The sequence below is a fragment of the Stieleria sp. genome, from assembly GCF_041595215.1.
Lineage (GTDB): Bacteria > Planctomycetota > Planctomycetia > Pirellulales > Pirellulaceae > Stieleria > Stieleria magnilauensis.
In genome coordinates this window covers 1-4,937 of sequence record NZ_JBFHKV010000645.1, presented here as the reverse complement: position 1 = coordinate 4,937, position 4,937 = coordinate 1, and the positions used below count along the sequence as shown (strand labels likewise).

Sequence of the window (4,937 nt, the reverse complement as noted above, 5' to 3'; positions counted from 1 at the left end):
TTAGCCGCGCCCGATCCAGCCTTTGCGCCAGAAAAAGTACAGCATCGCGACACCGGTCAGCGTCATCACCAGCCACAGCATGGGATAGGAATAGCGGTAGTGCAGTTCAGGCATGTGTTCAAAATTCATGCCGTAGATTCCGGCCATGAACGTCAACGGAATGAACAGACTGGCCATGATGGTCAACACCTTCATGACCTCGTTGGTCCGGTTGGCGACCGAAGACAGGTAGGTGTTCATCAATCCCGTCGCCATCTCGCGATACATTTCAGCGACCTCCGACGTCTGGATGCAGTGGTCATGGGTGTCGCGCAGGTAGACGCGAACGTCTTCGCCGATCAGGGCGTAGTCCCCCCTGACCAATGAATTGACCGCTTCGCGTTGCGGCCAGACCGCACGTCGAAGATTGATCAGCTGATTTTTCAGCGTGTTCAGCTCGCCCAGGACTTCCGGCGAAGGGTTGCGAATCACTTCGTCTTCCATCGCCTCCAAATCGTTGCCGACGCCTTCGAGCACCGGGTAATAGCCGTCCACGATCGTGTCGGCGATCGCATAGGCAAGGTAGTCCGACCCGCGATGTCGAATGATGCCCTTGCCGCCCTTGATCCGTTTCCGGACCGGGTCAAGGATGTCTCCATAGCGTTCTTGGAACGTGATCACGTAGTTCTCCGCCAAGACGATGCTGACCTGTTCCATGTCGACACGATAGCGAGACTGATCGTCGGGATCTTTCAAGCGGACCATTCGAACGACGATCAGAAGCTGGTCGTCGTACAGTTCGGTCTTGGGCCGCTGCGGAACGTTGACGACATCTTCCAGAAGCAGCGGGTGCAATCCGAAGACCGACCCGACTTTATTCATCACCGACCGGTCGCCGAATCCCTGCACGTCGATCCAGGCGATCGTCTCCTTTTTGAAGGCTTTTTGTAACCGATCCAGATCTTCGATGGGCTCGTCTTCGAAGCTTTCTGGATTATAGAAGATGCCGCGAACGACCGGCCGCGGCGACTGTTTCGAGATCACAAGGGTGCCGGGGCGGGCGCCAATTCGGGTGTGCCGTTTCTTGAATATTTTCTGACTCACTGACCCATTCCTGGCGTTGGATGCCGACCGCAAACGTGGTCGTTAAAAATTGTCGAAATGCCTGCGATCAAACCGTCGTCGTCTCATTCAACAGCGTTCCCGAGATAGCTTTGTAGCGTGTCTTCCCAGGCGGCGGACGAGGTTCGATGCAGCAGGCTTTGATTGATCGGCTCGCGTAACGGACTATTGCTGGGGAGCGCAAACGCGTAACTCTGGCGTTCGAAAGTCACCGGCAAAACGAAAAGATCACCTGCCTCGGCTTGGAACACAAGGTGCCGAAGAATGGGCGCGTCATAGACCACCGCGTCGCAGCGTTCTTCGGCGAGGCATTGCAGCGCCAATTCGACGGTCTCGAAGGAACGATAGCGGATGTGACGCGAGCGCAGGTAGTCGGCCGACGTCGAACCGGCCACCGTCGCAACCTTGACGCGCGGCAGGTCCGCCGGCCCGGCGACCCGTGATCGCAGCTGGTTGACGGTCAAGGCCGAGGTGACCGCCGCGGTGAAACTGGCGATGATGAATAGCCCCGAAAACATCCAGATCAATCCGATCAGCCGACCCGGCAACGTCTTGGGGACCTTGTCACCGTAGCCGACGGTGGTCAGTGTGACTGCCGCCCACCACAGCCCGACACCGATCCCCCGCACGATCCCGTATTTGAAATCGCTGCCGTGGTGCTTCCGTTCAAAAAAGTACACCGCGACCGCGCTGATCAACATCGCGGCCAGCAAGCCGGACAAAATACGCAGAAACGTGGGCGAGAGGACAGCGTCGACGATTCCCGACCAGCCCGATTTCCGCTGCGCCGCCCCGACGGCGATGCCCAGCCCGGAGCTGAAGAAGGCGTGCGTGAAATCCATCCGCCGCTCACGCTCCGCATTGACGGTCAGCGCGGCGGCGGCGATATCAATCCGTCCGGCCGCGACCGCGTCGAGCATCTCGTCGAGCGGATAGGATTCAAAGCGAAGCTGGATCTCGTGCTTGGATTCCTCTTCCAGGTCCGCTTTGATGGAACGCATCAGGTCGATGCTGATGCCGTCCCAACCGCCGCTTTCGTTCTGCATCGCGAAAGGCGGAACGTCGCGCGTGGCGACGACCAGCTGATCGGGAATCGCCAGCGTTTCCGGCGGATCGGTCGATTGAGCGAAGCTGTGGCTGCCGCTTGAGGCCACGCAGCAGAGCAGGACGAGCAGCGAGGTGAACGGCGGGACAACGCGCAGACGGATCATTGGGTGTCTCCCAAATAGCGATACAACAGATCGCTCCAGGCGTCCGTTGCACGATACCGCAGCAATTCCTCATTGAGCGGTCGCCTCAGGTCGCTGCCGGGTTTCAGGGCGATCGCGTACTCTTGCAGGTTAAACGAAACGGGCAACACGTCGATGCGGTCGTTGAACTTCAGCATCGCCAGGTACCTCAGGATCGCTCGGTCATACACCACCGCGTCCGCTTTGCCTTCATCGACCGCCTCAATGGCTTCTTCGGGTGTGGGGTACGTGCGAAAGGCGATGCGTCGATTGCGGAGATACTCGGCGCTGGTGCTGGACGACACCGTGGCGACACGGACATCCCGCAGATCGCTGGGGTGCCCGATTCCGATGTCCAATTCTCGGACCGTCAATGCCGATGCGACGACGCCGGTGATTAGGCTGATGACCGCGATACTGGCCAGCATCGAAATCGTCGCCAACACCCTGCCCCAAATGCTGACCGGACTGATCCCCTTGTGGCCCAGCAGCACCACGATCGACCACCAGATGCCCATCGACACCCCCTGTCGCCGTCCGCTGCCGAATACCGTTTCATTGCGTTTGCGTTCAAACAACCAGAACAACCAGCCGCACATCGCAACGATGCAGGTCATGCTGAGGACAAACAGGACTAACCGAAAAGAGAAAACCTGACGGATCGACGCCCAGAGACTGGCGCGATGCTGTCTCGAAACCGCGATCCCCAGCCCGGTTGAATAGTGCGGATGACAGAATTCCATCCGGTGGTGACGATCCGCCGTGACGCTGATCGCTGCCACGCCCGCATCGATCTCACCACGCTCGAGCCCTCGCAACATTTGCTCGAGCGTCAGTTCACGGAATTCATATTCCAGATCCAATTCGCCACAGAGGTTCTTCCACAATTCGATGCTGATGCCGCTCCAGGTCCCGTCGTCATTCTTGATCGCAAACGGGGGACTGTGCTTGGTCCCGACGGTGATCGGCTGCTCGGGTGCTTGCTGCTCGGATGCTTGTTGGCCGGATGCGAGATCGCTCACGCAACACAGCGTGCCCAGGACCAACAGTTGGACGATGCAGATGCGGCCGAAGTGATTCATGCCAGTGGTCCCGTGTCATCCAGGTTCAGCGGTCGGGTTTGTTTTTTGATGATTTGTTTGGCGAGCAGCTTTCCAAGGTTACGCAGCATCACGTTGCCTAACCGCGGCAGCCGACGCGTCAGCTTTCCGAATTCCTTGCGGCTGATCACGAGCACCCGCGACGGTTCGATGGCGACAAGCGCTGCCGATGACCGGACCTCGGTCAACAAGGACGCTTCACCAAAATAGTCGCCCGGTCCGAGTTCCCCTTCGATCACATCGTCGTCGATCACGCGAAATCCACCGTCCAGGACGACGTACAGACCGGGCACGCCGGCATCCATGGAAATCAACTCTTTGCCCGCGGCGCACTGGATCGTCTTGGTGATCGAAGCCAGGTGCATCAGGCGGCGAACGGAAAGCTTCTTGCACATGAACAGGCTCTGCAGGCATTCAATCTTCTTTTGAACATCCGCGGCCGGGTGATCGGTTGCCTCGCCTTGGACTTCGACCACGATCGCGGTGATGTTGTCGGCACCGCCGGATTCCTTGGCAAACTCCACCAGCTTGTCGGGTTGCGTGATGATGTCCGGTTCGGACATGAAGTCGGCGACGCACGACGTGTTCTCGAAATAGTTGCTCAGCCCGTCGGAGCAGAGCAACAGGCGGTCGCCGGGAATCAAATCAAACAGCAAGGTATCCACGTCGACGTATTCGTGCGGACCGATGCTGCGGGTCAGGACGTGTCGATAGCGGCTGTTGCAGGCTTCTTCTCGGGTCAGGTCCCCGGATAGAAACAGCTCATTGGCCAACGTGTGGTCGCTGCTGAGTTGATGGACTTCGGTTTGTCGAAATAAATACAAACGCGAATCGCCGACGTGGGCCATCACCCCTTTGTCCTCGACGACGACCAACAGGGTCAGCGTGGTCCCCATGCCGGCATAGTCCGGGGTGGCCCGGGCCAGTTGATTGAGCCCCTGGCTCGCCTGCTGGACAGCTTCTTCGACGACCTTCAGCACCCGGAACACCCCGTCGGGCGACTCGCCGGCCGAATGGATCAGGTCGCGGTTTTTGGACAGATGTTCCGACGCAAACTCGATCGCCCGCTCGGCCGCCACTTCGCCGGCCGCATGGCCGCCCATCCCGTCGCAAACGACGTACAACCCCAGGCTCTCGTCGATCAGGTACTGATCTTCGTTTCCGTCGCGTTTCAATCCCTTGTCACTGATTGCCGTTGCGACGATCACCATGAGAACAGACTTGTGGTCAGCAGCTTGAGGGCAGGAGGTTGTGGTCGCAAAGACCACGATCCCGCCGGGAAATTCGCCCGGATCGCATATCGCACGACCACTCCACTATAGCGGGTTTGACGGCCGGTTGACACCGCAACCGTCCAAACGAAGCGCGAGCGGAAAAGGGGGCAGGTACCAAAATCCAAACGGCCCGAAGGGTGATCCGCACCTTGGTTTTTGGGTCGGCGGTAGTGGACGAGGCGACGAGTCCTGGCCAATCTGCCGACTACAGCGGGCTCGTCTACAGCGGACTC

At 59.1% G+C, this 4,937-nt stretch carries 4 protein-coding genes; all 4 read right to left on the bottom strand.

Going from position 1 to position 4,937, the window contains the following annotated elements; all coding sequences use genetic code 11:
• Positions 1-1,083, bottom strand: a complete 1,083-nt coding sequence (gene corA / locus ABX749_RS21715) for a magnesium/cobalt transporter CorA (RefSeq protein ID WP_372897825.1) — start codon at positions 1,081-1,083, stop codon at positions 1-3.
• Positions 1,084-1,166: 83 nt separating this feature from the next.
• Positions 1,167-2,312 carry a transporter substrate-binding domain-containing protein gene (locus tag ABX749_RS21710; RefSeq protein WP_372897824.1) on the bottom strand — a complete coding sequence of 382 codons (1,146 nt, stop codon included), beginning with the start codon at positions 2,310-2,312 and terminating at the stop codon, positions 1,167-1,169.
• On the bottom strand, positions 2,309-3,412 hold the full coding sequence (locus ABX749_RS21705) for a transporter substrate-binding domain-containing protein (RefSeq protein WP_372897823.1): 1,104 nt from the start codon (positions 3,410-3,412) through the stop codon (positions 2,309-2,311). The genes ABX749_RS21710 and ABX749_RS21705 overlap by 4 nt, the downstream gene beginning before the upstream one ends.
• On the bottom strand, positions 3,409-4,641 hold the full coding sequence (locus ABX749_RS21700; RefSeq protein ID WP_372897822.1) for a protein phosphatase 2C domain-containing protein: 1,233 nt from the start codon (positions 4,639-4,641) through the stop codon (positions 3,409-3,411). The genes ABX749_RS21705 and ABX749_RS21700 overlap by 4 nt, the downstream gene beginning before the upstream one ends.
• Between the last annotated feature and the right edge of the window lie 296 nt (positions 4,642-4,937).